Raw genomic sequence first — 22,615 nt, 5'->3', positions numbered from 1 at the left:
CTCGGTCGACGTGGCCGTCGGTGTCTCGGTCGACGTGGCCGTCGGTGTCTCGGTCGACGTGGCCGTCGGTGTGTCGGTCGACGTGGCCGTCGGTGTCTCGGTCGACGTGGCCGTCGGTGTCTCGGTCGACGTGGCCGTCGGTGTCTCGGTCGACGTGGCTATTGGCGTGTCGGTTGATGTGGAGGTCGGCGTGTCGGTCGACGCTGCCGTCGCGGTATCCGTCGGCGTAGGGGTCGCCGTCGAGGCAGGCGTGTCGGTCGACGTGGCCGTGGATGTCGGTGTATCGCTTGCAAGCGGCGTGTCGGTCGACGTAGCTGTTAGCGTAGATGTTGAAGTCGGGCCAGGCGTGTCACTGGGCACCGGCGTGTTGGTGGCCGTTGCTGCTGGTGGAGCTGTTGTGTTCGTCGGCAAAGGCGTATTCGTGATCGTAGGTGTATCCGTGATCGTCGCCGTCCGCGTAGCCGTAGGCGTTCTCGTAGACGTCGGCGTGGGTACGGTGACGACGGCAGGAATCTGCACACCGGAATAATGGTAATCCCCATCCCAGAATATTGCGCTGGGGGAACCACTGGTCAAACGCAGAATCAATCGTTGACCGGTGATGAAATCATGCTCGATCGTGCTGATCGAGGCGGAGAAGAAATAGGCCGAAGTGACGTTTGCCGGCAAGGCAAAGGAAGCGGATCCGAGAACCGTCGATCCTGCCCGCAGCTCAACGGACAAGCTGACCGGACTGGCGGAAGGATTGTAGGCATAGAAACGCACGGTCGTCGTTCCCCCCAGGAGGCGCTGACCGTTCAAGAATTGGGGGGAATAGAACGTCGCGCTTGAACCGCTGCGATAATTTCCATTGGGGATACTGGAATACATCATGTAGCTGAAGGGTGTGACGTCGTCATAAAACCAGTATGTATTCGGAGGCGGTCCGGGAGGCGGGACCGGCGGCGGCGGCCACGGTATGCTCGTCTCGGTGGGAGTGTTCGTGAGTGATGGCGTCGAACTCGGCGTGCTTGACGATTCCGGCGTGCCGGTATCCGTGGCGGTCGCGGTCGAACTTGGTGAGCTTGTGGCGGTAATCGTCGACGAGGCCGTGGCACTCGCCGGCTCAGTCGCCGTCGACGTGGTCGTGGCACTCGCCAGCTCGGTCGCCGTCGGTGTGTCCGCAAGGGTCGCAGCGGAGGTTGGTGTCGAGGTCTCCCAGAAGTCCCCGGGCTCAACGATGGGGTCACCAGATTCGCTGCCCGGACCTGGGTAATATTCCGCATCTCGGCGGATTTCCTCGATGATATCAGGATTGACCGGATGCAGCACCATGAAGGGCCACGGACTGTAATCCGCGTTCATCTGGGAACGCGTATCGGCATGGGCGGTCTGGCCGCGCATCATCCCACACGTTCCGCAGCCAAAAAGCAGTAGAAGAATGAGCGGGACGAGCAGCAGCCACTGCGCCAACTCGTTGCGCTTCTCTTTACGCTCTTCTTCTTGCCGTCCTACTTCTTCTTCCACGATGCTCCCTTACGCTCCCGCGCCGTTAATCCGCATTCTGCGTTCGCGGCAGTAACACGGTGAAGGTCGTACCCTTGCCCATCTTGCTGTCCACTTCGATCCGTCCACCATGACGGGCCACAATCCCGAAACTTACGGATAGCCCCAATCCGGTTCCCTGTCCTTCCGGCTTGGTGGTGAAGAAGGGATCGAAAATACGTGAGAGATTCTCGCGGGGAATGCCGATGCCAGAGTCTTGCACGGCGATTGCGACCGCTTCTTCGGCCTGGCCGAGACTGAGTCGCAGTTTACCGCCGTCAGGCATGGCCTGGACCGCGTTGGTGATCAGGTTGATCAGCACCTGTTCGATTTGCGTCGCATCGTACGTCACCCGCACGGGTTCATCGGGCAAATCCATATGAGATTCGACGCCCGCCTTGCGTACCAGGTATTCCGTCAAACGCAGCGACGATTCGAGCGTTTCTCGAATGTCCCGTGTTTCCATTTCGGGCGTGGATTGACGGGCGAACTTGAGTAGATCCCCCACGATGGTACTTGCGCGCGCGGCGCTCTGCCGAATGGTCTTCAGTTGGTCGCGAGTGGACGGATCCAGGCCGACCTCTTCCTGCAGTTCTTCCGCCATACCCTTGATCACCGCCAGGGGATTCTTGACATCGTGCACGATGCCGGCCGTCAACTGCCCGACGGAGGCCAGTTTCTCAGATTGGACCAGCTGGGCCTGCGTGCTCTGTAAGCGAGCGTTGGCGTCGGCCAGCTCCTCGTTGCGCTTAACCGTTTCGGCATACAACCTCGCGGCTTCGGCGGTGCGCTCACGCAGACGGTGTGTCATGGTGTCGAACGCACTGGCGAGTTCCCCAATTTCGTCCGACCCATCCAATCCGGTAGACTGATTAAGATCTCCGGAAGCCACGGCCTGGGAAATGGTACGCAGACGCAGGATGGGTTTGGCGATACTTTGTGCGAGTGCGTAACCCACGACGATGGTCGCCACAGTGCCCAGTGAAAAAATAATGCTGAATATGTTGCGGCTCGTCGCCATGGTAGATACGATGTAGTTACTCGGTAAAACGACAGACAAGATTCCCATCTCTTGCTGGCGTATGATCAAAGGTGCGATTACCGTCTGGTAATCCCGTCCGTACAATTCAATATCCTGGGTGATGGCGGATTGATCTCCGGAGATGATGTCCGGATCGACTTCGAGAATTTCAGATCCTTCGTCCGGAATTACGAGCGTCGTCGAGATCAGATTTCCATCTTGATTTAGAATCACTACGTCAGCCAAAGCCTGGTTCTTGATCTCTTCGATGAGTGAATCAAGGCGAGAGCCAATGAGTAGGGCACCGGCCAATTCACCGTCTTCCGCACGGATCGGTGTACTCGTAAACAAATAGGCGCCGTGCGTCGTAACCAGAATATCCACATACTTGTCCCCCACTGAATCGACCTGACCGATAAGCACACGTGCGACCAGGTTGTACGCCGAAAAATCACCACCGCTCGATTCCCTGTAGATCCCGGATGTAGGATCGATGGCTAAAGTCAATATTTCCGTGCCCGCGAGGTCGATGACGGTCATAGCCTCAACGCCGTTGTTCAACACCAGAGGCAAGAGGAGCGACTGTAAACTCTTGACGTCTCGATCGAGAGTAGCTTGCGGTACACCTTCGGTATAGGCCATCAGACGCAGGTTTTCGAGATGCTCCCTTTCTTTGCGCACGATCCCATCAGCGGCCACACGGCTGGCTTCGAAAGCTTGATTGACGAAACGCTCGCGTATCGACGAAGTCACCAAACGCGTGACCACGTACACCCCTACCATGGCGATCACCAGGGTAAGCAGGACATACGGTACGATCAGCTTTGCCCGCAATCCTGAAACGAATTGGAGCAGTAACTTCGCCCACGAGTGAGCGCTCGAATTCGCTTCACCCGATTCTTCGGTATGTTTTAGCAGGTTCTTTCGTATCGCATCCATCAGTCCTCCCAAATTTCGGGATTGCGATTTAATATTCATCCGCCACACATGGCGCGGACCACCCGCGACACTCCTGCCGCCATCGCGAGGTATCCATCCCTCTAGCTGGAACTTTGTCACCTACGATTGTTCGAAACTCGCTTAGGGCACCCCCATAGCGCCAAACCAAAGCGGTATTCTTCGACAATCCTGCTTTCGCTGCACTGAGGTTATCATGACCACCAATGCCTTAAAGCAGGTACTTCTTCCTAATAGGACCAAAATCCTGTTGTTAAGGTGAAAGCACGAACAGACGTCTGCCGCCCGCACGCTTCGCCTGGTACATCGCTTGATCGGCCAATTTGAGGAACTGTGTTGCCTTCGGATAATCGGCCGACCATTGTGCGACACCCGCACTCACGGATAAAAATTCCCCGTGGAAACTCGTGCTGGTGATCTTGGCACAAATCCGTTTCGCGACGCTGCGGGCCGCTTCCAGATCCGCCTCCGGTAGAAGTATGACGAACTCGTCTCCACCGTACCGTGTCGGCAGATCCACGGATCGAATTTGTTTGCGTATCTTATCAGCGACGAGCCTGAGCGCTTCATCGCCGGCGGGATGACCGTATTGATCGTTCAGTGATTTCATTCCATCCAGGTCGAGCATAATTAATGAGAGCGGGCGGTTGTAGCGATGCGCTCTTTCAACTTCAATCGTCAACATCTCATCCAGCTTGCGGCGGTTGAACAAACCCGTCAGTGGATCGGTGATCGCCAGCCGCTGCACTTCAGCGAAAAGACGTGCGTTCTCCTGCAGTAAGCGGCGATGGGCAAGCGCTCGTTTGATTGCCAATTCGAGTTCAGCCAGTGAATCGAGGGGTTTCGTAAGATAGTCGTAAACCCCGCAACGCAGCGCTTCCACAGCGGTTTCCAGAGTGGCGCTGCCGGTCAAGACGATGGCTTGAAGATCGGGATCGATTTCTTGCGCAGCTTGAAAGACTTCCAGACCGGAACACTTGGGCATCCACAAATCGAGCAGCATCAGATCGAACGATGCGGTTTTTAGGGCCGTAATTGCCTGTTCACCGTCTTCTGCTTCAGTCACTTCCAGACCCATTTGTTGCGTTCGCCGGACCAGGATGTTGCGAAAGTCTTTATCGTCATCGGCGATTAATATATTTTCTACGCGCCCAGTATTCGCATCCTCTGCGGATTCGATCTTCGCATGTTCGGGCTGCATCTCTTCATCACCTACCCAAAAGAACCAACCAACGGACGGTGTACTTCACACCTGCAGAATCTCGTTTTTATGATAATAGATAGTCTTTGGAATTTACCTTGCAATCTACCTACACCGATGTATGTGACCTTCGTCCTACAGGCAGGAAAGACCTGCGGCACTGATGAACGTATCGAAGTAGGTCAGTTCGATGCAGGAATGTGGCTGTTGGAGAAAGATCGAGGGTTATGCCTCGAGGCGATAACCATAACCGCGCACGGTGACGAGGTGCTCGGGTTGGCGTGCATCCGCTTCAATCTTTTCTCGGAGCATCGAAATGTAGCGGCGTAATGCGTTTCCACCCTCGCGCCGTTCCGATCCCCAAACCTCCTCGATGAGTTCCGATTTGGAGATTGCTTCTCCCGAGCGCTTCGCCAATGCAGCGAGCAGCCGGAATTCAGTGGGAGTCAGATCGATCGACTTTTCATCAATCGTGGCCAGCCGTTTCCGTATATCGACGGCCAGACTTCCCACCCGAATGATCTTCGGTTTTTCAAGCCCGGTGGTATGCGACCGTGCCAGCACAGCGGACACTCTTGCCGCCATTTCGGGCAAGCTGAACGGCTTGGTTATGTAATCATCAACCCCCAGCCGGAATCCGCGCAATTTGTCCGTTTCCGCGGTCTTGGCCGTCAGAAAAATGATCGGCGTGTCGGCCATTTCACGGATGCGGGCACACACTTCCCAGCCATCCATGCCGGGCATCATCACGTCGAGGATGACGAGATCTGGCTTTTCCTGATAGAACGCACGCAGGGCCTTCGAGCCCCGATCCGAGGTGATAACGGCGTATCGCTCTCGCTCGAGATACTCCCCGAGAAAACGCAGCAAGGTGCGGTCGTCATCTACCACCAAGACTTTGAGGGACAATATCGACCTCCAACAATCACATCCAACTATAGTCGATCCCGTTACCGTTCGCCACCTCAATGAAATTCGGCTTTGCCCATTCGATTCACTGCACCGAAGCAGGCGCAGGCATCAAATGTCTTCGACTTCTTCCTGGATGGGCAGCCAGAACACAAAACGCGCCCCGCCGCGCTGACTCTCCTCGACTCGGATGCCACCCTGCATCGCTTCGAGTAAACGTTTCACCATCGATAAGCCCAATCCGTAGCCGTAAACGTCTCGATCGTCGCGTGTATCGAGGCGGTGGAACATATCGAATATGCGTTCGCGTTCGGTTTCCGGTATCCCCATGCCCCCATCGTCGACGGCGATCCATAGATAATTTTCATCGGACCAGCCTTCGAGAATGATATCGCCTTCCAAAGCATACTTCAGCGCATTATCCAATAGATGTTGAAAAATGCTCTCCAGTGCATGTTCGTCCGCGAGCGCCGGCGTGAGTCCATCAGGGATACGTATCTCGAACCTGTCCGCATGATCCCCATCTGTAAACCGATCACATACTCGTTTGGCGATTTCGCCGATCGCAACGCCGCACAAATCGAAGGGAAATCGTCCGGCTTCGAGCGAAGAAATGTCGAGGATCGTATCGACCAATTTGGATAATCGTTTGATCTCTGCCTGGACCAATTTGAGTGAATCTGCAGTCTGCACTTTCATCTTGGGATGACCGCTTAGAATCAACTCAATTCCCGCGCTGATGTTGGTGAGCGGTGCCCGCAATTCGTGGGAGACCAAGGCAACAAATTCGGTTTTTAGGGTATCGAGTTCTTTCAACTCCTTGTTCAGGCGAGCTAGGTCTTTGATTGTCTGTTCCAGTTCCTGCGTACGATGCTCCACCTTTTCCTCGAGGGCAATGTTCAAGCCTTCAAGCTCGGCACGCGCAGCGGCCACCTGGCGCAGGGCGTCGTGCAGCGCATTCTCGCGCTCTTTGACCTGGGTCAAGTCGTGCGCCGTGCCCGCCAACAGAACCTGGGATTTACGTTCATCTTCGATCGGCCGTATGGCCAGTGCAGCAGGGAAAGTGGAACCATCTTTTCTTCGAAACGTAAGTTCGCCTGACCAACCATTTTCTCGGGCTTGCTCCCCCACGCGCTCCCAACGCGTGGGATTGCGGACCAGATCCTGGATTTTCCGGGTCTTCCAATCCCCAACTTCCAATCCCAGATCGCGCAGCAGCGACGGATTGGCGAGCAGCAGTTTACCCTCGAGGTCGCAGACGAAAGCCATGTCCTCTGAATTCGTGACCAAAGAGGCATACTGCAGGAATTCCATTTGCCCCGCAATTACACCCTGACGAGCTACGAACAAGGCGCCCAACAACGCCACCAGGGCTACACCGACAAGCTCGATCTGGCCCCCCATCCACCAGTCCAGCAGTAAATAGCCGATCACCATGCCCGTAAGGCCGACCGGTATCAATCTCCCAATCCGACGACTTAACGTGTGTTGATTCTTTTCAGGTTCGGTTCGAGGCCTGGAATCACGGATTGTGATCAATGCCGCGAAGTAGTAGAAACCGCTACCGATCATCCATCCGACTTCGACCAGACCACCGGGTGAATAGCTTCCTTGCAGCGAAAGGACACCGAAGAGTAAATCGGAAATCCCTAAAAATAGCGTCGCCAATGTCAACATAGCAAGTATCTTTCGATCCCTTTCTGCTTCAGCCAATAGAAACAAACGAGCGAAATAGACGAAAAGCAGGAGATCGAATATGGGGAACAGAGACCGCCAAAACACTGCGACCGGATTGAGGAAGCGGACTGAAAGGATGGGCAAAAGGAATGTCAGCCAGGCCAATCCCATCACAGCGGCGCCCGTCAGAACGATGTCGAGTTGATCGCGCGTGCGGCCTAATCGTTCGACGGGTGCCGTCGGATAACTGAAGGTCACGATCATCGTCGCGAGATAGGCGCAAAGCCGGACTGCATCGGTCCAATGGGGAACTCCCGGCAGGTCAGCGTCCGTCAGCCAGTAAGTCAAATACATTCCGTCAATGATCGTCCAGCACACGAACGCCAAGGAGATAAATCGCCAGGTTCGTATTCGGGAAGGTTTATTCGCACGCACGGATGCGAGTATCAACGCGCCCGTGGTCCAACTTCGCAAGCCAAACGTGATCAGCAGGGACCAGGCAGGGCGCGCATCAGAATGTGGTTCAACGATCACCCAGGCGAAGTAAAACACCACGATGGCGATCCATAAACCGACAAACCATTTGCTGTGATCTTGGTCAGTTCGTTCGATTCCGGTCATCACAGAAATCCTAGCCGCAGATCGAATATTGAGCAAGCCGATATATCAAAGCAATATCGACTCATATCGCCAAATTATTTTTTACAAAGCGCAGTTACTCACTTCTTCGCAGAAAGCCGAGAAGAAAAAGATGTCGATGGACGGTCCTCCGATAAGGATTGGGATGGAAAATGCTTCGTACGTTCGTACTCGTCCGATGAGGACGATCAACGATCGGCCCATGGAAAAGTCGCTGGATACTTGGATTCGTACCCAGCGACTTGGTTCCGCTTTCGTGTCACAGAATTCGTCGATGATCGACCTCACCTCCTCGACTTTTCGTGTGACCAACTGCAGTGATTTCTACATTCCGATCAGAGAGTCAACCGTACGAAAATCGCCTCCGCAATCCACTCGAAAATCTCCTCGAGTTCCTCCGACGTCGGTGCGAAGTAGGATTGACCGTTGGTCAGGGTCGCAATTCGTTCCATCAGTTTCATGCCCGTGTAATTGGGATCACCGTATGCGGAAAAAGTATCATTGACAACGTCGCTACCAAGACCGATGGTGAAGATGATCACGTTCTGATCTTGGGCCTCCGCAATCATGGCATCGACGTACTCCAGGCAACGCGAACAAGCCGTTCCGCCGTAAACGCCCGTCGATCCTAACCCGTCATAAGGATAATCGTACGTGTTGAGTACACCGTCCGTCAGAAGGATCATAAAATGGGTCGTGTTTGGCCGGCCGTCTCCGAGGATGCTCAGCCCAACACGCATGCCACCACCGATGTTGGTATAACCATTGGCGGAGAGAGACGTGTACATCGTTTCAACAATGGTTTCGTAGTCGATCGTGAGATCCAGCACCTTGCTTGCCCATCGTTCATATTTCGCCAGGCCGATTTGATCCTCGCGCGGCATGCCTGAATCGTCAGCCCGATCTCTGATAATGTTTACGAAGGTCTCCGCCCCGCGGATCACGTCCGTCATGGGCTGCGATAACAGCCTAGGTCGGGGCACTTCATTTGGTCCAACCGATTCACCCGGAAGCAGCGTACCGGGTTGTTCGTCGTCGCAGGATTTTGGATTTGACCCAGAGCAACCGCTTTGCCATGTAATGCTTGGTCCACGCTGGAATGGGCAAGTTCGCAAGGTGATATCGTCGAGCATATACCCTTCGTTGCTCTCCGTATCTTCAACCTCCCAACGAAGTTCTACGTAATCCGTAATTTCATCCGTATCGATCACGACTGCGTATTGCTCCCAACCGGTATCGAAAGCATTGCCGCCCTCGATCCCCATAACCGTACTCCAGCCATCCGTGGGAGAAGCACGCCAGGCCAACCTGGCATAGTCAGCACTGTGATCACCAGACCAGCTGTAAGCGTCCATCTTATATGCAGGATCATTCTTCACCCAAAAATAGACGGCGAGACGTTCGTCTGCAGGAATGGTGACGTTCCATTGCCAACTGAGCGATCCTTCGGTGCCGGTCGCCGGATCTTCATAGATGTGAACGCCGGCGTTATCGTGACCATTCAAAGGTTGGAATTCCACCGCGTCGGTGCTGTTGATGTCCCAACCGTCGGCAATCATCGCATCGATGTCGGCGTAGCCATCGAAGTCCACTTCGCCGAATGCGGCACTGCACTCGCTATGAACGTTTTCGCATGCATACGGCTCGGTATATTCGGGTTCGTCCGTAAGCCAGGTGCAACTGTCGTAATTCATCGAACCGGAGACATCCAACACAAGCGCAACGTCATACTGGGCGGTTCGTTTCGCCGTCGCTGGAGTCCCGACCTGAATGGTCTCGAAACCCAAGACGCGCATGAAGACGACGGGCACCGTCAACTCACCTGCAATGCGCACGTGATAGTGTGTGTTCACGTGTTCTGAAGGAACCGTCATCGTCGTACAGTCCTCCGGGGTCGTGAGATTGTCAATATCGGAATCGAGGGCGAATTCACCTACCGGCCCGCCGGGCGCATGTTCGTCCGCCGTAAAAACGATCTGGAAATGGAACTCATCTCCCTCGACATAGCCGTTCGTGCCCAAGTACTCGACGGCCCGGCTGCACGCACCCTCGATATCCGGAAGCTCGTATCCCGCCGCGAGAGCCGCCGCATCGATGGCCTGACCCAGCCAAACTCGATGCAGGTACATGATTCCCGTGTCAACGGCGAAACCAATAAAAGCGACAATTCCGATAAAGGCCACCGCGATGATGATGAGGCTTTGACCGGATCGCGAATTCCTGCTGCGCTGCAATGATCTCGCGCCAGGCGGACTGGCATGCCTACTATGTATCACCTTACGGATGGCGTTCGTAGAGCGACGGATAAGTTCTTCAGTCCAGTCTCTCATGGATTTTTCCTTTCCTGTTTCCTCATATTTCGTTCACTGTCGCCCAGAAGATCGAGTCGGGGAGACCAGAAATTAACTCCAGGGACTACGCCGGATCAAGACGCGCATGATACTTTGTTGATCGATGATGATTGGAGTGGGGATCACGTATTTCGTGAAGCTTTCCAGCATGTTTCCCATCTTTAGATGATGTGCGAAGAATACCTCTACGATCACAAGATCGTTCCGGCATCCATAGACAACCTCATTACATCGCTCCGAGTCGTTGTTGAAATCCACATTTTCGGCCGCAATCGCGTCGACATCGATCGTGTCCTCCCCGCAAGGATCGTCGTAGCAAATCCGGGAGGCAACATCTAAATCTCCCAAAATATATGTGTCCTGGAAGGCATAGCTTCCATCGGGATCGATATCCACTGAGGTTACGATAATACGCGTATTCGCATCCGGGCTGTCCAAATCGACATCCAGACTCAATTCCATAGCAATCTTGGTAACGTCGGCAATTTCATCCAATGGGAGGTGCATGCCCCGCGCGCCATAACGAGCGCCCTCGCGCGCGGCCGTGGCTACAGTGGAAACGCTATGCACGAGAAAACCAATCTCCATCATGCCCATGAGCAGGGCGACCAAGAGCGGCAAGGTAAGCGCAATCTCAACGAAATTTTGACCTCGTTGGTTGTCTCGAAGGAATTTTATCTTCCTCATCATATTCACCATCTACTCCTTTGGTATACCGCGCTACGTTTCACAAGCGCCCGGATCGGGATAACAGGGATCCAGCGCTCGTTCGGAGGTGTTATCCGCTCCGCCCGGTCCCTCATCGTAGCCGTCACCGTCGGTATCTGGATTGGACGGAAAAGTGTCGTATATCTCGCGTTCTTCAATATCGCTCCAGCCATCACCGTCTGAGTCCAACGGAGGAAGCGGCGTCGCCGTCGGCACCACAGGTGGCGGATCTGCGCCTCCACCTTCCCACGGCTCGTTGACCATTTGGACGCGTCCGACGACCCGGATCGTCGGCAGCATCTTGGCGAAGAAGGGATTTGTCACGGGATGGTTGTAGACGATCGTTATTTCGACCTTGGTTCGCGCCGCTCCAGGATTATCATCAACCGGTACAGAGCCAAACGTGGGGCTTCCCCGAAGAAATACTCCGAGATAGTACGGCTTGCGAATATCCGTTTGCGTCGGGTCGGCCATGAGCGCCAAGCCGGCCAACCTGGCGCCGACGTGTTTGATCCAATCCACGCGACACTGGATGTAATCACCGGGTAAGGTATACGGATCGCCTGTTTCTGGCTGACCCACTTCCTCGCAGGAGTCTTCCCCATCGTCGATCAACATCGGAGGTTGTCCGCTTACCGCATACCGAGCCGTTTCCCGGGCGGCGTATTGGACGGAAAGGTACGCCTGGAACCACCTCGCCACTTCAATGAATCCTAAAACGATGAAAAGCAGGATCGGCAGCGCAAGGGCAAACTCGACCATGCCCTGGCCGCGTTTGAGAGATCGAATGCACCGACCTCGCCATGAGGACATTGCATGCCTCACCTTTTGAAATCGTTGGGTGTCGTTCATAGATATTCCTTGTCCTAGATTGCTCGAATTTTGAGGTAGCGTTAAAGCGGATCGCTCATTCACACGCAATTGTACATGGCAGTGTAAAACGTTTCTGGTAGTACGCAGGGGTTAATCCGGGTGAAATCTGTGTGTTTGTCACATTGTGGGAGCTTTATTTTAACGAAATTGGGACATTTTCTACGCGGTTGCTCTCTCATCCGACAGGCATGAGATGAACGATCGCCTCACGAAAAAAGTAAACCAGAGACGCTCCGAAAATGAGAAACGGACCGTACGGAATGGGTTGAAAAGCGTCGTAACGATCGCGCAGGGTCATCACCAGCATGTAAAACAAACTGAAAACACCGCCGGCGAAGACCGCAAAGATGAGCGCCAGGATAATTCCAGGCCATCCCACCGTCAGACCCAGCATCGTACCCAGCATCACGTCTCCGAATCCGAATGCGACCTCGTCTTCACCGTTCCCCCGGGCTCTGGCGATGTGACGGCCGAAGATACCTCCCAGCAGGTACATGCAAAGCACGAAGATAAAACCAGCCCCGCCGCCTGCGAGCGATTTGATGAAACCGCGGCTGGGATCGAGAGAATTCATGATCAAGATCAATATTCCGGACGGCACGCTGACCACGTGCAGGATCAAACGATGCTCGACGTCGATCACGACGATCAAAGTAAAGATCGTGGCGACGGTCAAAGCAGGCCAGAACACACCGGGGGTCGGATTGCGGAAATAGAGCCAAAGAGCGATTACGATGAGGGATAATTCGATCACGACTTCCCGCCAAGCCCGCCGCGTACCGCAATACGGACAACGCAGCCTGAAGCGAATGAGAGCCAATATTGCCAACCAATTGGCGGTCTCACGGGGTGCCCCACAGGCAGGACAATGTGGAGATTGGATCGGCTGGCGGTGCGGAAGATTGTCCGCGAGCAGGTTTACGAGGAAACCACAAGCCAATCCCAGAGCTGCGACAGCGACGATCATTGGCAAGCATTATACACGTATCGCAGCGTATGCGCTGAGGCCTATTTCCGGGAACGAGCGACGCACCCTCACCTGCATGGACATACGAGGAATCGAATGCTAGAATGCGTCCATGGATGGCAGATTGCCGCGACCGGATCGCGATCGTTTGAGTACGCTCACGGCCCTGATCCTACTAACCAATACCCTGATCCGTATCGTAGCGCTGCCGGTCTTCGAAGCGAAGTTTGCCATTCTTGGATTACTCATCCGTTTCGAAGTCAATGCCAGCCTCATCATGATCTCGTTGGCCGCGGCCCTTGCGGCTGCCGGCGCGGACTGGTTAATTCACTCCCATCCGAAGTCAACCTCCACCAAGATTCAACCGATACATTGGGTCATACCCGGCCTGGCGGCGGCGGCGACCGGCGCAGTGCTTACCCGCATACCCGATGGTCCGGGCCTGTGGATCGGAATCGTTCTCACCGCCTTGCTGCTGCTGGCCGTCGTCATGGCGGAGTTTGTGGTCGTCGACCCCAAGGACCCACGTTTCGATGTGGCTTCGGTCGGTCTTTCCGCTCTTGCATACCTTCTCCTGATCGGCGTGCTTTTCGCCATTCTTGCTTCCGATTTGCGGGCCGTATTCTCCGTCCCTTTGATCCTCCTGGTCAGTTTTTTGGTCATCTGGCGTCTGCTGCATCTGAACCAACTGAGTGACCGGGCGGTGGAATATGCGCTTCTGATCAGCTTGCTCAACGCACAGTTGGCGTGGGCGCTGCACTATTGGCCGCTCCCTCCGCTGCGGGGCGCGCTGCTGCTTGGCATGCTGGTGTATCTGACCAACGGGCTCACGCTCTTACACCGAAAAAAGGGGCTCGTACGCGGGCGGATTATCGAGTTCGCTGCGTTGTTTGCGATCGCCGTCACGGCGATCCTCACGTTCACCTAGCGTTCCAATATTTTGTTGACTGACTTCCGAACAGGAATTGGCCTTCTGCGAAGCAGAAGGGGATCTTGCACCTCTCGAATCGCATTCACAAGACCCACTTCCAGGACCGGAGGACGCCATCCACATCAGCGGTCTGCCGGCAGCCGGTCCGGATTATTCTCGATTGGTTTCTCGCGCTGCGTTGTAATTCTCCGAGTTAAGCGCCTTCTGCGCGGCCTTACGGGCACGATAGCCGATCAAACGTTCTTCCCCTTTACGCAGCCTTTGGATGTTCGGCCGTAAACCCAGCAGTAAAATCACTTCGATGAGGACGCCAAAGACGACGTACGCCCATGGCGCCTGGCCCGAAAGTGCGCGCCAAAGGAACAGCGCGGCCACTTCGATGCCGAGGCACATCGTGGCCACCGAGGCGTATCCCACGAAATAAAGAATCGCGGCTCCGATCGGCACCAAGATGAGCAGTGAGGGCGGCCAAAAGGCAAACACCGCACCGGCTGTGGTCGCACCGCCGGCACCGCCTCGCAAACGAAGTCTGCCATCTTTACGTTCCACAAGAAAGATCGAGTAGTTGTGGCCCAGTACTGCCAGCAGGCCCGCGCCCATCTCCACCCACGGATTTCCGTCCGTCAGATAGCGGGCGAGGTAAACCGCCAATGCTCCTTTGGCCAGATCCAGGATGGCGGTTGACAGGCCGGCCCAAAATCCGGCCATACGCATCACGTTCGTGCCACCCGTTCGTCCGCTGAACCATAAACGGATGTCTCTGCCCCGCACTAATCTTACGACCAACAAGCCCACCGGTACGGATCCGAGCAAATAAGCGGCGAACAAAGCTGCGATGATGTTGAATTGCATTTCACTCCTTTGTCTTTACAAACATTCAGAATTCAATACACAAAACACCACTACCCTGATAGAGTTCCTTTAGCGACGATCTGAATTGGGATTTCCCGTGTGGTTTTGTGCTCGATGATAAAAGCTTTGCACGCCCATTTTTCGGCGGCAGGGAACCACACCAGATGGGCCGCCTCGAGATACGCCGCCTCGCTGATGTCACTCATGGAGAGTTCAGCCGGTCCATCCGGATGAGAGTGGTAGATGCCGATCAAATGCAGTCCCTCCTCCTCGATGCGCAACAGCGCATCCAATTGCTCTTGGGGATCCATACGGAAGCGACGACGGTCCTCTTCGACGTTGGTGATCGGCTGGACCCAATGCACGCCAGACTCCTTACCGGCCAATACACCGCAGGCTTCTTTTGGGAACATCGCCCGCACATGGGCTTCCATTCTTTCCCATTGATTCTGCCGCAAGAAAATCGTTGCGAGATTCATTGTCGTATTATTATAGCCGTCCAATGGCATCTGGGTGGACCGCTGAAAGAGAACAAAAGCTCGTAGATCGTCCGCAGTTTCTCAGGATTTCCCCAAGACTTGACAATACTATGCGGAGTCTCTATAATTCAAAGAAGTTAGGCTAGCCTAACTTTAAACGTTGTGAGTGGCCAGCTTTGTATCTAAAATGGCATCGGTGGAGCGCCGGGGATGAACGCTGAAATGAACTCGATACAGCCTGTATTAATCACGATTGGGGTTGCCCTCTTATTCATCGTGCTTCTGTGGCCGAAATCGGGACTGCTGCCACGCCTTCGTAAAACCAGGCAGTATACCGAAAGAATACAGATCGAAGATACATTGAAGCACATCCACAGTCGCGAGATGGAAGCCCAACAATCGACACTACAGAGCATCGCCGGTGTGCTGCAAACGTCCACAAACCACGCAGGCGACATTCTCGCCAAGATGGAAGCGGTAGTTTTGCTGAATTACGAAGAGGAGCGGCTTATATATACACCAAAAGGGGAACGAGCGGCGCTGCACAACCTTCGCGCCCACCGTCTCTGGGAACGCTACCTCGCAGATGAGACGGGGTTCGGGGAAGCAGAATGGCACGATCTGGCCGAAGAACGCGAACACTTCCTCTCAGCGGAAGATATCGATCTCCTCTCAGAGCGTCTGGGTCACCCCACGCACGATCCCCATGGCGATCCCATACCGGACGCAGCAGGAGAATACGTATCGCACGGTGGAAAACCCCTCCCCAGCTACGAAAGCGGAACACGCCTGCGCATCGTCCACGTCGAAGATGAACCCGGGATGATCTACGCCCAACTGGTCGCCGAGGGCCTGTATCCGGGGATGCAGGTGCAGATCATCGAAAAATCACATGAGCGTATACGATTCTGGGCCGATGGCGACGAGCACATTCTCGCGCCGATCGTCGCCCACAACCTCTCGGTGATTCCCGAACCCGACGAAAAAGCGAACGCGGCCCCGTATTCTTGTCAAACCCTGGCCTGTCTGGAACTGGGCGAGCAGGGCGTCGTACTCGGCATCTCACCTGCGTGCCGCGGCGCCGAACGCCGTCGCCTGTTCGATCTGGGCGTATTACAGGGTGCCACCGTCCAAGCGGAGTATCGCAGTCCATCCGGCGATCCGACCGCGTACCGCATCCGGGATGCACTCATCGCCTTACGGAAAGAACAAGCAGATTACATTTTCATCGAGAAAGTACCAAAGGTCAGCCATGAACGAGCGTAAACCGATTGAAACGATTCAAACCGGATGTGAGAGCTGTCCCGCCCATCACGCCGCGAATTTACTCAAACTGGGCGTAGACATGCAAGACTGGGATTACGTCGTCGCCCTGGCCGGAAATCCGAATACCGGGAAGAGCACCGTCTTCAACGCCCTCACCGGCCTGCGCCAGCATACCGGCAACTGGCCGGGTAAAACCGTCGCCCGCGCAGAAGGCGGTATGGAATACGCCGGGAGCCGTTATAAACTCGTCGATCTTCCGGGAACCTATTCCCTGCTATCCACCTCCGTCGATGAGGAAATCGCCCGCGATTTCATCCTCTTCGGTCAGCCGGACGTAACCATCGTCGTGGTGGACGCGACGCGCCTGGAACGGAACTTGAACCTGGTGTTACAAGTTTTGGAAATCACGGACCGGGTGGTCATATGCCTGAATCTGATGGATGAAGCGAAGCGCCACGGCCTGACCGTCGACGATCGACGACTGGCACGTGATCTCGGCGTACCGGTGGTTCCCACGAGTGCCCGCTACGGGAAAGGCCTCGATGCAATGCTGCAATCGATCCACGATGTCGCCACGGGAAAACTTCGCACGAAGCCCCACAGAATTCAACAGTTCTCCAAAGAACTGGAAGGAACCATATCGGAATTGGCCAAGAAGGTGCGTGCTGTTTTCCCGAATCTTCCCAACCCGCGCTGGGTTGCCATCCGGTTGCTTGATGGCGACGAACGGATCATCGAAGCTTTCAAGAAGGGGGACTTGGGCGAATTGTCCCAGAACACAACGGAAACCGTCGAACTGCAACCACAACTATCCAGGGGACAAGTAAAATGAACGAACCGATACAGCCCGGTGCAGAACAAGTGCTCGCGCAGGCGCGCGATCTGCGTTGGAAGATAAGCGGGAATCTCCACGAGAGGTTGCTCGAGGGGATATACACTGAAGCATCACGTTTGGCCGAACGCGCAGTCAGCCGTCCGGATTCTCCGCCCCGCTTCGACCTCGACCGCACCATCGATCGTTTGGTGACAAGCCGCATCTGGGGTTTCCCGATCATGCTGCTGCTTTTTACGCTCATATTTTGGATCACGATATCGGGTGCCAACATCCCGTCGGGCTGGATCGCCCATTTGCTGCTCGACAAGCTCCATCCGCTGCTGAAAAACCTCGCTGCGAACTCCATCCTGCCCGTCTGGATTCAGGGTCTGCTCGTCGATGGCATGTATTTATCGACCGCCTGGGTCGTCAGTGTGATGCTGCCGCCGATGGCGATCTTCTTTCCACTCTTCACGCTTTTGGAGGATTTCGGCTATCTTCCGCGCGTGGCTTTCAATCTGGACCGGGTTTTCAAGCGTACGGGCGCGCACGGCCGTCAGGCATTGAGCATGATGATGGGCTTCGGATGCAACGCCGCCGGCGTCATCGCCACCCGCATTATCGACAGCCCGCGAGAACGGCTGATCGCCATCATCACCAACAATTTCGCCCTGTGCAACGGCCGCTGGCCGACACAAATTCTTCTGGCGACTCTTTTCGTCGGCGCGTTGGTACCTGCAGAGTTGGCGGGACTGATCTCTGCACTCACGGTGGTTGGCGTAGCGCTGCTCGGCGTTCTCCTGACCTTCCTCGTGAACTGGTTCCTCTCACGCACCTGGCTGAAAGGCGAAGTCTCTACCTTCAGTCTCGAGCTGCCACCCTATCGTCCGCCGCGGATCTTGCAGACGATCTACACCTCCGTCATCGACCGGACCATTTTCGTGCTCTGGCGAGCCGTGGTATTTGCCCTGCCCGCAGGCGCAGTGATCTGGCTTGCGGCTAACATTGACATCGGGGGCCTGAGCGTCGCCGAACATTTAATCGACATCCTGAATCCGATTGGCCTGTTCCTGGGACTCAACGGGGTCATACTGGTCGCCTACATCGTGGCCATACCGGCGAACGAAATCGTCATCCCAACGATTCTCATGCTCACGGTATTGCTTACCGGCATAAATTCCGTTGGCAGCGGCGCCGGCGTCATGTTCGAACTCGAATCCAATCAGGCGACACTCGGGGTATTGCAAGCCGGCGGTTGGACGCTGCTCACAGCGGTCAACATGATGCTCTTCAGCCTCATCCATAATCCTTGCAGCACGACCTTGTTCACGATCTTCAAGGAAACCGGCAGCAAGAAATGGACGATCCTGTCCGCAGCGCTCCCCCTGGCGATGGGCTTTATCGTCACCTTCCTGGTGGCTCATTTGTGGCGGTTGATCGCCGCGATAACATGAACGTTGCTTTAAAATTTTTCGGATACTTTTCGGATTTCGAGCGTAGGTTGAAGTCAATCGTGATTTGCGGGCTGCGGTTGTAGACCGAACTCGAATGATGCTGCCCGGATCAACTCAGAATCCCGCCTTCGGTGAGCCTGCGTAAATTGCCCAGCGCAGCTTCCACCTCATCGACTCGAACCGGCCGGTTCTCCTCGCGGTGTATCAATTTACCGGCCCTGGCCTGCTCCAACGCAATCGACCGCACGGTTTCCTTCCTCAACAGGGCCTGCTTCACCAACTCTGCGCCGGCGCGATAGCCAATGAGTGGATTCAACGCCGTAACCACGATGCTGTTCTGCTGCAACCATTTTTCAGCCTTCTCGGGATTGGCCTGAACGCCTAGGACACATCTTTCCGTGAAGGCGCGAATCGAGCCGATGGCAACCTGCATCATCTCGAAAAGATTGTGTGCGATGATGGGCATCATAACGTTCAATTCGAGCTGGCCGGCCTGCGCGGCCAGAGTCACAGTCGCGTCGCAGCCCATAACGTGGAACATGGCCATGTTGAGCATTTCCGCCATGACCGGGTTCACCTTCCCGGGCATGATGCTCGAACCCGGCTGCACGGCTGGTAGATGGATTTCATCCAAGCCGGTAGCAGGACCGGAGGAGAGCAAACGGAAATCGTTGGCGATGCGCGTCAGGCTGATCGCCAGCGTTCGCTGTGAAGCGGAAAAATCCGCCATGTCGGCCATCGACTGCATCGACTCGAATAAGTTCTCCGCAGCGTACAGCTCCAAACCGCTAAGTTCCTTCAGGGTGGCTACCATCCGCCGGCGATACTGCGGGTGTGCGTTCAATCCGGTTCCCGTCGCCGTGCCCCCGATACCCAGATAACGCAGCCGATCTCCGGCGACCTGGATGCGTTCGGCGTCCCGTTCCACGGCGCGTGCATAACCGCCGAATTCCTGTCCCAGACGCACGGGGACCGCGTCCTGCAGATGCGTACGTCCGGATTTGACCACGTCGTCGAATTCCTCCGCCTTGGTGCGAAGCGCGGAGGCCAATCCGCGCATCGCGTCCAGCAGTTCATCCAGACGCCAGAGACAGCCCAGGCGTATGGCGGTCGGGATGGTGTCGTTCGTCGATTGTGCCATGTTGACATGGTCGTTGGGGTGAACGAGATACTCCCCCAGTTCGCCACCCATCAGCTGCGTGGCACGATTGGCGATGACCTCGTTGGTATTCATGTTGTGGCTGGTACCGGCGCCGGCTTGAAAGGGATCTACCACGAATTGATCGTCCCACTTCCCTTCGATCACTTCGTCGGCCGCGCGGATTATCGCTTCGGCGAACTCTGCGTCGAGCAGTCCCAATTGACGGTTTACTGCGGCCGCCGCGCGCTTGATCGTCGCCATCGACCAGATGAAAGCACGCCATGGACGCAGCCCCGAGATCGGAAAATTCTCGACGGCGCGCTGGGTCTGAGCGCCGTATAGCGCCTCGGACGGTACGTCAATCTCGCCCAGCGAATCGGATTCTCTGCGTGTTTTCGGAGACACTCTCAACCACCGGCTTGCAATGAAGAGATAAGAAACTTGCTCATATCTTCCTTATTAGATAGAGTTACTCTGATATTCCCTAAAGAAAGAGGAAGCCTTTCGGCTCCCTCGCGATGATCCGCTTTCGGTCAATCTAAGGCGTCGTACCCTGGACCGCCGCTGAAATAGTCGTAGTTCGGCTGAATGTCCGCCGTGAGATCGACTACTGCACCTGCCTCAAGAACGCGTGTGTGCTCGAGGTGGACTGCTTCACCGCCGTGATTCTCCCCGTCGTAAACGGTATCGAATCCGTCCGCCCCAGCCGGCATGCTCTGGTACTCACCGCCTCTGGCGCTGTAATCCGAGGGAACCTCTTCTTCGACGAAAATCGCCTCATAAGGGCACTCCGGGATACAGGCACCGCAGTCGATGCAAGTGTCGGGGTCGATGTAATACCACGGCCACTTGTCGACTGGTTTCCCAGGCACGATGCACTCCACCGGACACACATCGACGCATCCGGAATCGCGGAGGCATAAACTGGTGATGATATGGGTCATGTTTTGATCCTCCAATTTTGAAATAGATTATACGATGCCCTATTTATATCGCTATATTCCTTAGGCTGCAAACAATTTAGCGACTTCTTCCCAATGCACGACGTTCCACCATGCGGAAATGTAATCCGTCCGCCGGTTCTGATATTTCAAATAGTAGGCGTGCTCCCAAACGTCCAGGCCGAGTATGGGAGTCTGTCCCGATGAAATCGGGGAGTCCTGATTTGCCGTCGAAAATACCTCAAGACCGCCATCCGCATTTTTCACCAGCCACGCCCAGCCGCTTCCGAATCGGGCGGCCGCCGTCTTGGAAAAGAGAGCTTTGAACGATTCGAAGTCGCTGAAACCGGCGTCGATCGCAGACTTCAGCGCGCCGCTCGGTGTACCACCGCCGTTCGGCGACATGACGCGCCAGAATAGCGAGTGGTTGCCGTGGCCGCCGCCGTTGTTGCGTACGGCAGTGCGAATGGATTCGGGAACGGCATTCAAGTCTGCGAGCAGTTCTTCGATCGACTTGTCCTGCAGGTCCACATGCCCCTCCAGGGCGGCATTCAATTTTTTGACATATCCTGCGTGGTGTTTCGAATGATGGATTTCCATCGTTCGTGCATCGATGTGTGGCTCTAGAGATTCGTATGAATAAGCAAGCTCCGGCAACTGAAAAGACATGGTAAACCTCCCTCTCAATAAAATACCGTTTATGATTGACCGGGTAATTCAAATCCAGTACCATCGAAATCGCTTACCCGGCATATAAAATTGTGACCGCTGGATGGTCATTTGTCAAGAAGCCTATGTCGAAAATCTCGCAAGGACGAGCATCCGCAGGTTTAGCCCGCCAACCTGGATTCATGACTCCGATGCATGGATTACTACTCGGGGTGCTGGCGTCGTCCACGGCTTCGATATTCATACGCTACGCTCAGGTCGAGGCTTCCTCCATGACCATCGCGGCGCTGCGCTTGAGTTTTGCCTCGCTGATTCTCACGCCCTTCGTCCTCGCCAGATACCGGCGTCAACTCCTCCATGTGGGGGTGCGCAATTGGCTGCTGGCTTTCGCCGCCGGATCGTTTCTCGCCCTACACTTTGCCACCTGGATTTCCTCCCTGGAGTTCACCTCCGTCGCCAGCTCCGTCGCGCTGGTTCAAACCACCCCGCTGTTCGTGGCCATCTTCTCTCCGCTTCTTTTAAAGGAAACGGTAGGGCGAAAGGTCGCCGCAGGTCTGCTGATATCGATTCTGGGCAGCATGATCATCGCCGCGAGTGACGCGTGCACCTGGAAGGCAGGACTGCAGTGTCCGTCTATCGCTACTTTCATAGAAGCCGAGGCCGTCCGCGGCGATATGCTGGCGATATTCGGCGCCCTGGGCGCCGCCGGTTATCTGCTCATCGGACGCAAGATTCAGGAGAACCTGGACTTGATCGTATACATCTTCCTGGTCTACTCCACTTCTGCTTTCTGGCTGTTGATCGCCGCATTCGTTTCGGGAGCGAAATTGACGGCTTTTTCATCCGGCGAGCCGGTAGCGTCCACCATTTGGGCTTACATATTCCTGGAAGAGACTCCCCCTGCGCTGCGCATCCTCGGTGCGGTTTTGGTATTGATGGGGATTGCCGTCGCAGCATGGAGACCACCATCCGCAGAAAAACCGGGCATTTGATCCATTTTGCGGGTAAAATCGGATGGATCAAGGAGGAGAAAATGCAGATCCGTTGCTTTCGATGCAATTTCAGCTTCGCCGTTAAACAAGAGGAATTAAAATTTGCGCTCGAAGAACTCGAAAAATCGGGCGGTACGCATTACGATGCCAAATGCCCACGCTGCCGCCGCAACACGCCGATTTCCCTCGAACAGCTCCAACGAGCCGTTCCCCGGGAGGACGAAGATTCTACAGAGTGACGAAACCGCA

20 protein-coding genes are annotated in these 22,615 nt (G+C 55.4%); 6 read left to right on the top strand and 14 right to left on the bottom strand.

All coding sequences use genetic code 11. The features are described 5' to 3' along the window. The 9 genes from P8Z34_11185 to P8Z34_11145 all read right to left on the bottom strand — a co-directional run. Positions 1–1,506, bottom strand: a 1,506-nt coding sequence (locus P8Z34_11185; GenBank protein MEJ2551235.1) for a hypothetical protein, incomplete at its 3' end; no start/stop codon positions are given. 25 nt (positions 1,507–1,531) lie between these two features. Next, complete coding sequence (locus P8Z34_11180; GenBank protein MEJ2551234.1) at positions 1,532–3,484, bottom strand: ATP-binding protein; 1,953 nt, start codon at positions 3,482–3,484, stop codon at positions 1,532–1,534. A gap of 271 nt (positions 3,485–3,755) precedes the next feature. Beyond that, positions 3,756–4,703, bottom strand: coding sequence for a diguanylate cyclase (locus tag P8Z34_11175; GenBank protein MEJ2551233.1), 948 nt, complete (start codon positions 4,701–4,703; stop codon positions 3,756–3,758). Positions 4,704–4,928: 225 nt separating this feature from the next. Next, positions 4,929–5,612, bottom strand: coding sequence for a response regulator transcription factor (locus tag P8Z34_11170; protein ID MEJ2551232.1), 684 nt, complete (start codon positions 5,610–5,612; stop codon positions 4,929–4,931). Between the two features lie 111 nt (positions 5,613–5,723). Beyond that, positions 5,724–7,910: a PAS domain-containing sensor histidine kinase gene (locus P8Z34_11165; GenBank protein MEJ2551231.1), complete on the bottom strand. Its 2,187-nt coding sequence runs from the start codon at positions 7,908–7,910 to the stop codon at positions 5,724–5,726. Between the two features lie 353 nt (positions 7,911–8,263). After that, the gene (locus tag P8Z34_11160) at positions 8,264–10,258 is read right to left on the bottom strand and encodes a VWA domain-containing protein (GenBank protein MEJ2551230.1); all 1,995 of its coding nucleotides are present in this window, start codon (positions 10,256–10,258) and stop codon (positions 8,264–8,266) included. 72 nt (positions 10,259–10,330) lie between these two features. Next, a complete protein-coding gene (locus tag P8Z34_11155; GenBank protein MEJ2551229.1) occupies positions 10,331–10,969 on the bottom strand; it encodes a pilus assembly protein in 639 nt (212 codons plus the stop codon). 30 nt (positions 10,970–10,999) lie between these two features. Further along, positions 11,000–11,800 (bottom strand): pilus assembly protein, encoded by an 801-nt coding sequence (locus P8Z34_11150; GenBank protein MEJ2551228.1) that lies wholly within the window; start codon positions 11,798–11,800, stop codon positions 11,000–11,002. 235 nt (positions 11,801–12,035) lie between these two features. Then, on the bottom strand, positions 12,036–12,827 hold the full coding sequence (locus P8Z34_11145; GenBank protein MEJ2551227.1) for an A24 family peptidase: 792 nt from the start codon (positions 12,825–12,827) through the stop codon (positions 12,036–12,038). Between the two features lie 112 nt (positions 12,828–12,939). Here P8Z34_11145 and P8Z34_11140 point away from each other — a divergent pair, with 112 nt between their 5' ends. After that, positions 12,940–13,755, top strand: coding sequence for a hypothetical protein (locus P8Z34_11140; protein MEJ2551226.1), 816 nt, complete (start codon positions 12,940–12,942; stop codon positions 13,753–13,755). A 153-nt stretch (positions 13,756–13,908) separates the two neighbouring features. On the opposite strand, the gene P8Z34_11135 is transcribed toward P8Z34_11140, so the two are convergent. Together P8Z34_11135 and P8Z34_11130 are read right to left on the bottom strand one after the other, a co-directional pair. Continuing rightward, entirely contained in the window at positions 13,909–14,610 is a 702-nt protein-coding gene (locus tag P8Z34_11135; protein MEJ2551225.1) for a glycerol-3-phosphate acyltransferase, read from the bottom strand. A gap of 50 nt (positions 14,611–14,660) precedes the next feature. Next, a complete protein-coding gene (locus P8Z34_11130; protein ID MEJ2551224.1) occupies positions 14,661–15,119 on the bottom strand; it encodes a M67 family metallopeptidase in 459 nt (152 codons plus the stop codon). A gap of 180 nt (positions 15,120–15,299) precedes the next feature. On the opposite strand from P8Z34_11130, the gene P8Z34_11125 reads away from it, so the two are divergent. The 3 genes from P8Z34_11125 to P8Z34_11115 are packed head-to-tail and all read left to right on the top strand — an operon-like array spanning position 15,300 to position 18,623. Continuing rightward, the gene (locus P8Z34_11125) at positions 15,300–16,355 is read left to right on the top strand and encodes a metal-dependent transcriptional regulator (GenBank protein ID MEJ2551223.1); all 1,056 of its coding nucleotides are present in this window, start codon (positions 15,300–15,302) and stop codon (positions 16,353–16,355) included. Then, the gene (locus tag P8Z34_11120) at positions 16,342–17,187 is read left to right on the top strand and encodes a FeoB small GTPase domain-containing protein (GenBank protein MEJ2551222.1); all 846 of its coding nucleotides are present in this window, start codon (positions 16,342–16,344) and stop codon (positions 17,185–17,187) included. The genes P8Z34_11125 and P8Z34_11120 overlap by 14 nt, the downstream gene beginning before the upstream one ends. Further along, on the top strand, positions 17,184–18,623 hold the full coding sequence (locus P8Z34_11115) for a nucleoside recognition domain-containing protein (protein ID MEJ2551221.1): 1,440 nt from the start codon (positions 17,184–17,186) through the stop codon (positions 18,621–18,623). Before P8Z34_11120 ends, P8Z34_11115 begins: the two co-directional genes overlap by 4 nt. Positions 18,624–18,732: 109 nt before the next feature. Here the strand turns inward: P8Z34_11115 and P8Z34_11110 are convergent, their stop codons facing one another. The 3 genes from P8Z34_11110 to P8Z34_11100 all read right to left on the bottom strand — a co-directional run bounded on the left by P8Z34_11110 (position 18,733) and on the right by P8Z34_11100 (position 21,374). Further along, positions 18,733–20,169: an aspartate ammonia-lyase gene (locus P8Z34_11110; protein MEJ2551220.1), complete on the bottom strand. Its 1,437-nt coding sequence runs from the start codon at positions 20,167–20,169 to the stop codon at positions 18,733–18,735. A gap of 128 nt (positions 20,170–20,297) precedes the next feature. Continuing rightward, positions 20,298–20,708 carry a ferredoxin family protein gene (locus tag P8Z34_11105; protein MEJ2551219.1) on the bottom strand — a complete coding sequence of 137 codons (411 nt, stop codon included), beginning with the start codon at positions 20,706–20,708 and terminating at the stop codon, positions 20,298–20,300. A gap of 60 nt (positions 20,709–20,768) precedes the next feature. Further along, positions 20,769–21,374 (bottom strand): superoxide dismutase, encoded by a 606-nt coding sequence (locus P8Z34_11100; protein MEJ2551218.1) that lies wholly within the window; start codon positions 21,372–21,374, stop codon positions 20,769–20,771. A gap of 182 nt (positions 21,375–21,556) precedes the next feature. Here P8Z34_11100 and P8Z34_11095 point away from each other — a divergent pair, with 182 nt between their 5' ends. Further along, on the top strand, positions 21,557–22,366 hold the full coding sequence (locus tag P8Z34_11095) for a DMT family transporter (protein MEJ2551217.1): 810 nt from the start codon (positions 21,557–21,559) through the stop codon (positions 22,364–22,366). Positions 22,367–22,407: 41 nt separating this feature from the next. Then, positions 22,408–22,605, top strand: a complete 198-nt coding sequence (locus P8Z34_11090; protein MEJ2551216.1) for a hypothetical protein — start codon at positions 22,408–22,410, stop codon at positions 22,603–22,605. The last annotated feature ends 10 nt before the right edge of the window (positions 22,606–22,615 follow it).

This window comes from Anaerolineales bacterium, from assembly GCA_037382465.1.
Lineage (GTDB): Bacteria > Chloroflexota > Anaerolineae > Anaerolineales > E44-bin32 > WVZH01.
Note: the sequence above shows the minus strand (reverse complement) of the source record. Positions and strands in the feature narration are given on the sequence as shown.

Bases quoted from the DNA above. Each gene is read 5' to 3' on its own strand.
- P8Z34_11150 (MEJ2551228.1), bottom strand. From the start codon at position 11,800: ATGTCCTCATGGCGAGGTCGGTGCATTCGATCTCTCAAACGCGGCCAG.
- P8Z34_11120 (MEJ2551222.1), top strand. From the start codon at position 16,342: ATGAACGAGCGTAAACCGATTGAAACGATTCAAACCGGATGTGAGAGC.
- P8Z34_11105 (MEJ2551219.1), bottom strand. From the start codon at position 20,708: ATGACCCATATCATCACCAGTTTATGCCTCCGCGATTCCGGATGCGTC.
- P8Z34_11125 (MEJ2551223.1), top strand. From the start codon at position 15,300: ATGAACGCTGAAATGAACTCGATACAGCCTGTATTAATCACGATTGGG.
- P8Z34_11175 (MEJ2551233.1), bottom strand. From the start codon at position 4,703: ATGCAGCCCGAACATGCGAAGATCGAATCCGCAGAGGATGCGAATACT.
- P8Z34_11140 (MEJ2551226.1), top strand. From the start codon at position 12,940: ATGGATGGCAGATTGCCGCGACCGGATCGCGATCGTTTGAGTACGCTC.
- P8Z34_11155 (MEJ2551229.1), bottom strand. From the start codon at position 10,969: ATGATGAGGAAGATAAAATTCCTTCGAGACAACCAACGAGGTCAAAAT.
- P8Z34_11180 (MEJ2551234.1), bottom strand. From the start codon at position 3,484: ATGGATGCGATACGAAAGAACCTGCTAAAACATACCGAAGAATCGGGT.
- P8Z34_11130 (MEJ2551224.1), bottom strand. From the start codon at position 15,119: ATGCCATTGGACGGCTATAATAATACGACAATGAATCTCGCAACGATT.
- P8Z34_11165 (MEJ2551231.1), bottom strand. From the start codon at position 7,910: ATGACCGGAATCGAACGAACTGACCAAGATCACAGCAAATGGTTTGTC.
- P8Z34_11115 (MEJ2551221.1), top strand. From the start codon at position 17,184: ATGAACGAACCGATACAGCCCGGTGCAGAACAAGTGCTCGCGCAGGCG.
- P8Z34_11145 (MEJ2551227.1), bottom strand. From the start codon at position 12,827: ATGATCGTCGCTGTCGCAGCTCTGGGATTGGCTTGTGGTTTCCTCGTA.
- P8Z34_11160 (MEJ2551230.1), bottom strand. From the start codon at position 10,258: ATGAGAGACTGGACTGAAGAACTTATCCGTCGCTCTACGAACGCCATC.
- P8Z34_11135 (MEJ2551225.1), bottom strand. From the start codon at position 14,610: ATGCAATTCAACATCATCGCAGCTTTGTTCGCCGCTTATTTGCTCGGA.
- P8Z34_11100 (MEJ2551218.1), bottom strand. From the start codon at position 21,374: ATGTCTTTTCAGTTGCCGGAGCTTGCTTATTCATACGAATCTCTAGAG.
- P8Z34_11095 (MEJ2551217.1), top strand. From the start codon at position 21,557: ATGACTCCGATGCATGGATTACTACTCGGGGTGCTGGCGTCGTCCACG.
- P8Z34_11090 (MEJ2551216.1), top strand. From the start codon at position 22,408: ATGCAGATCCGTTGCTTTCGATGCAATTTCAGCTTCGCCGTTAAACAA.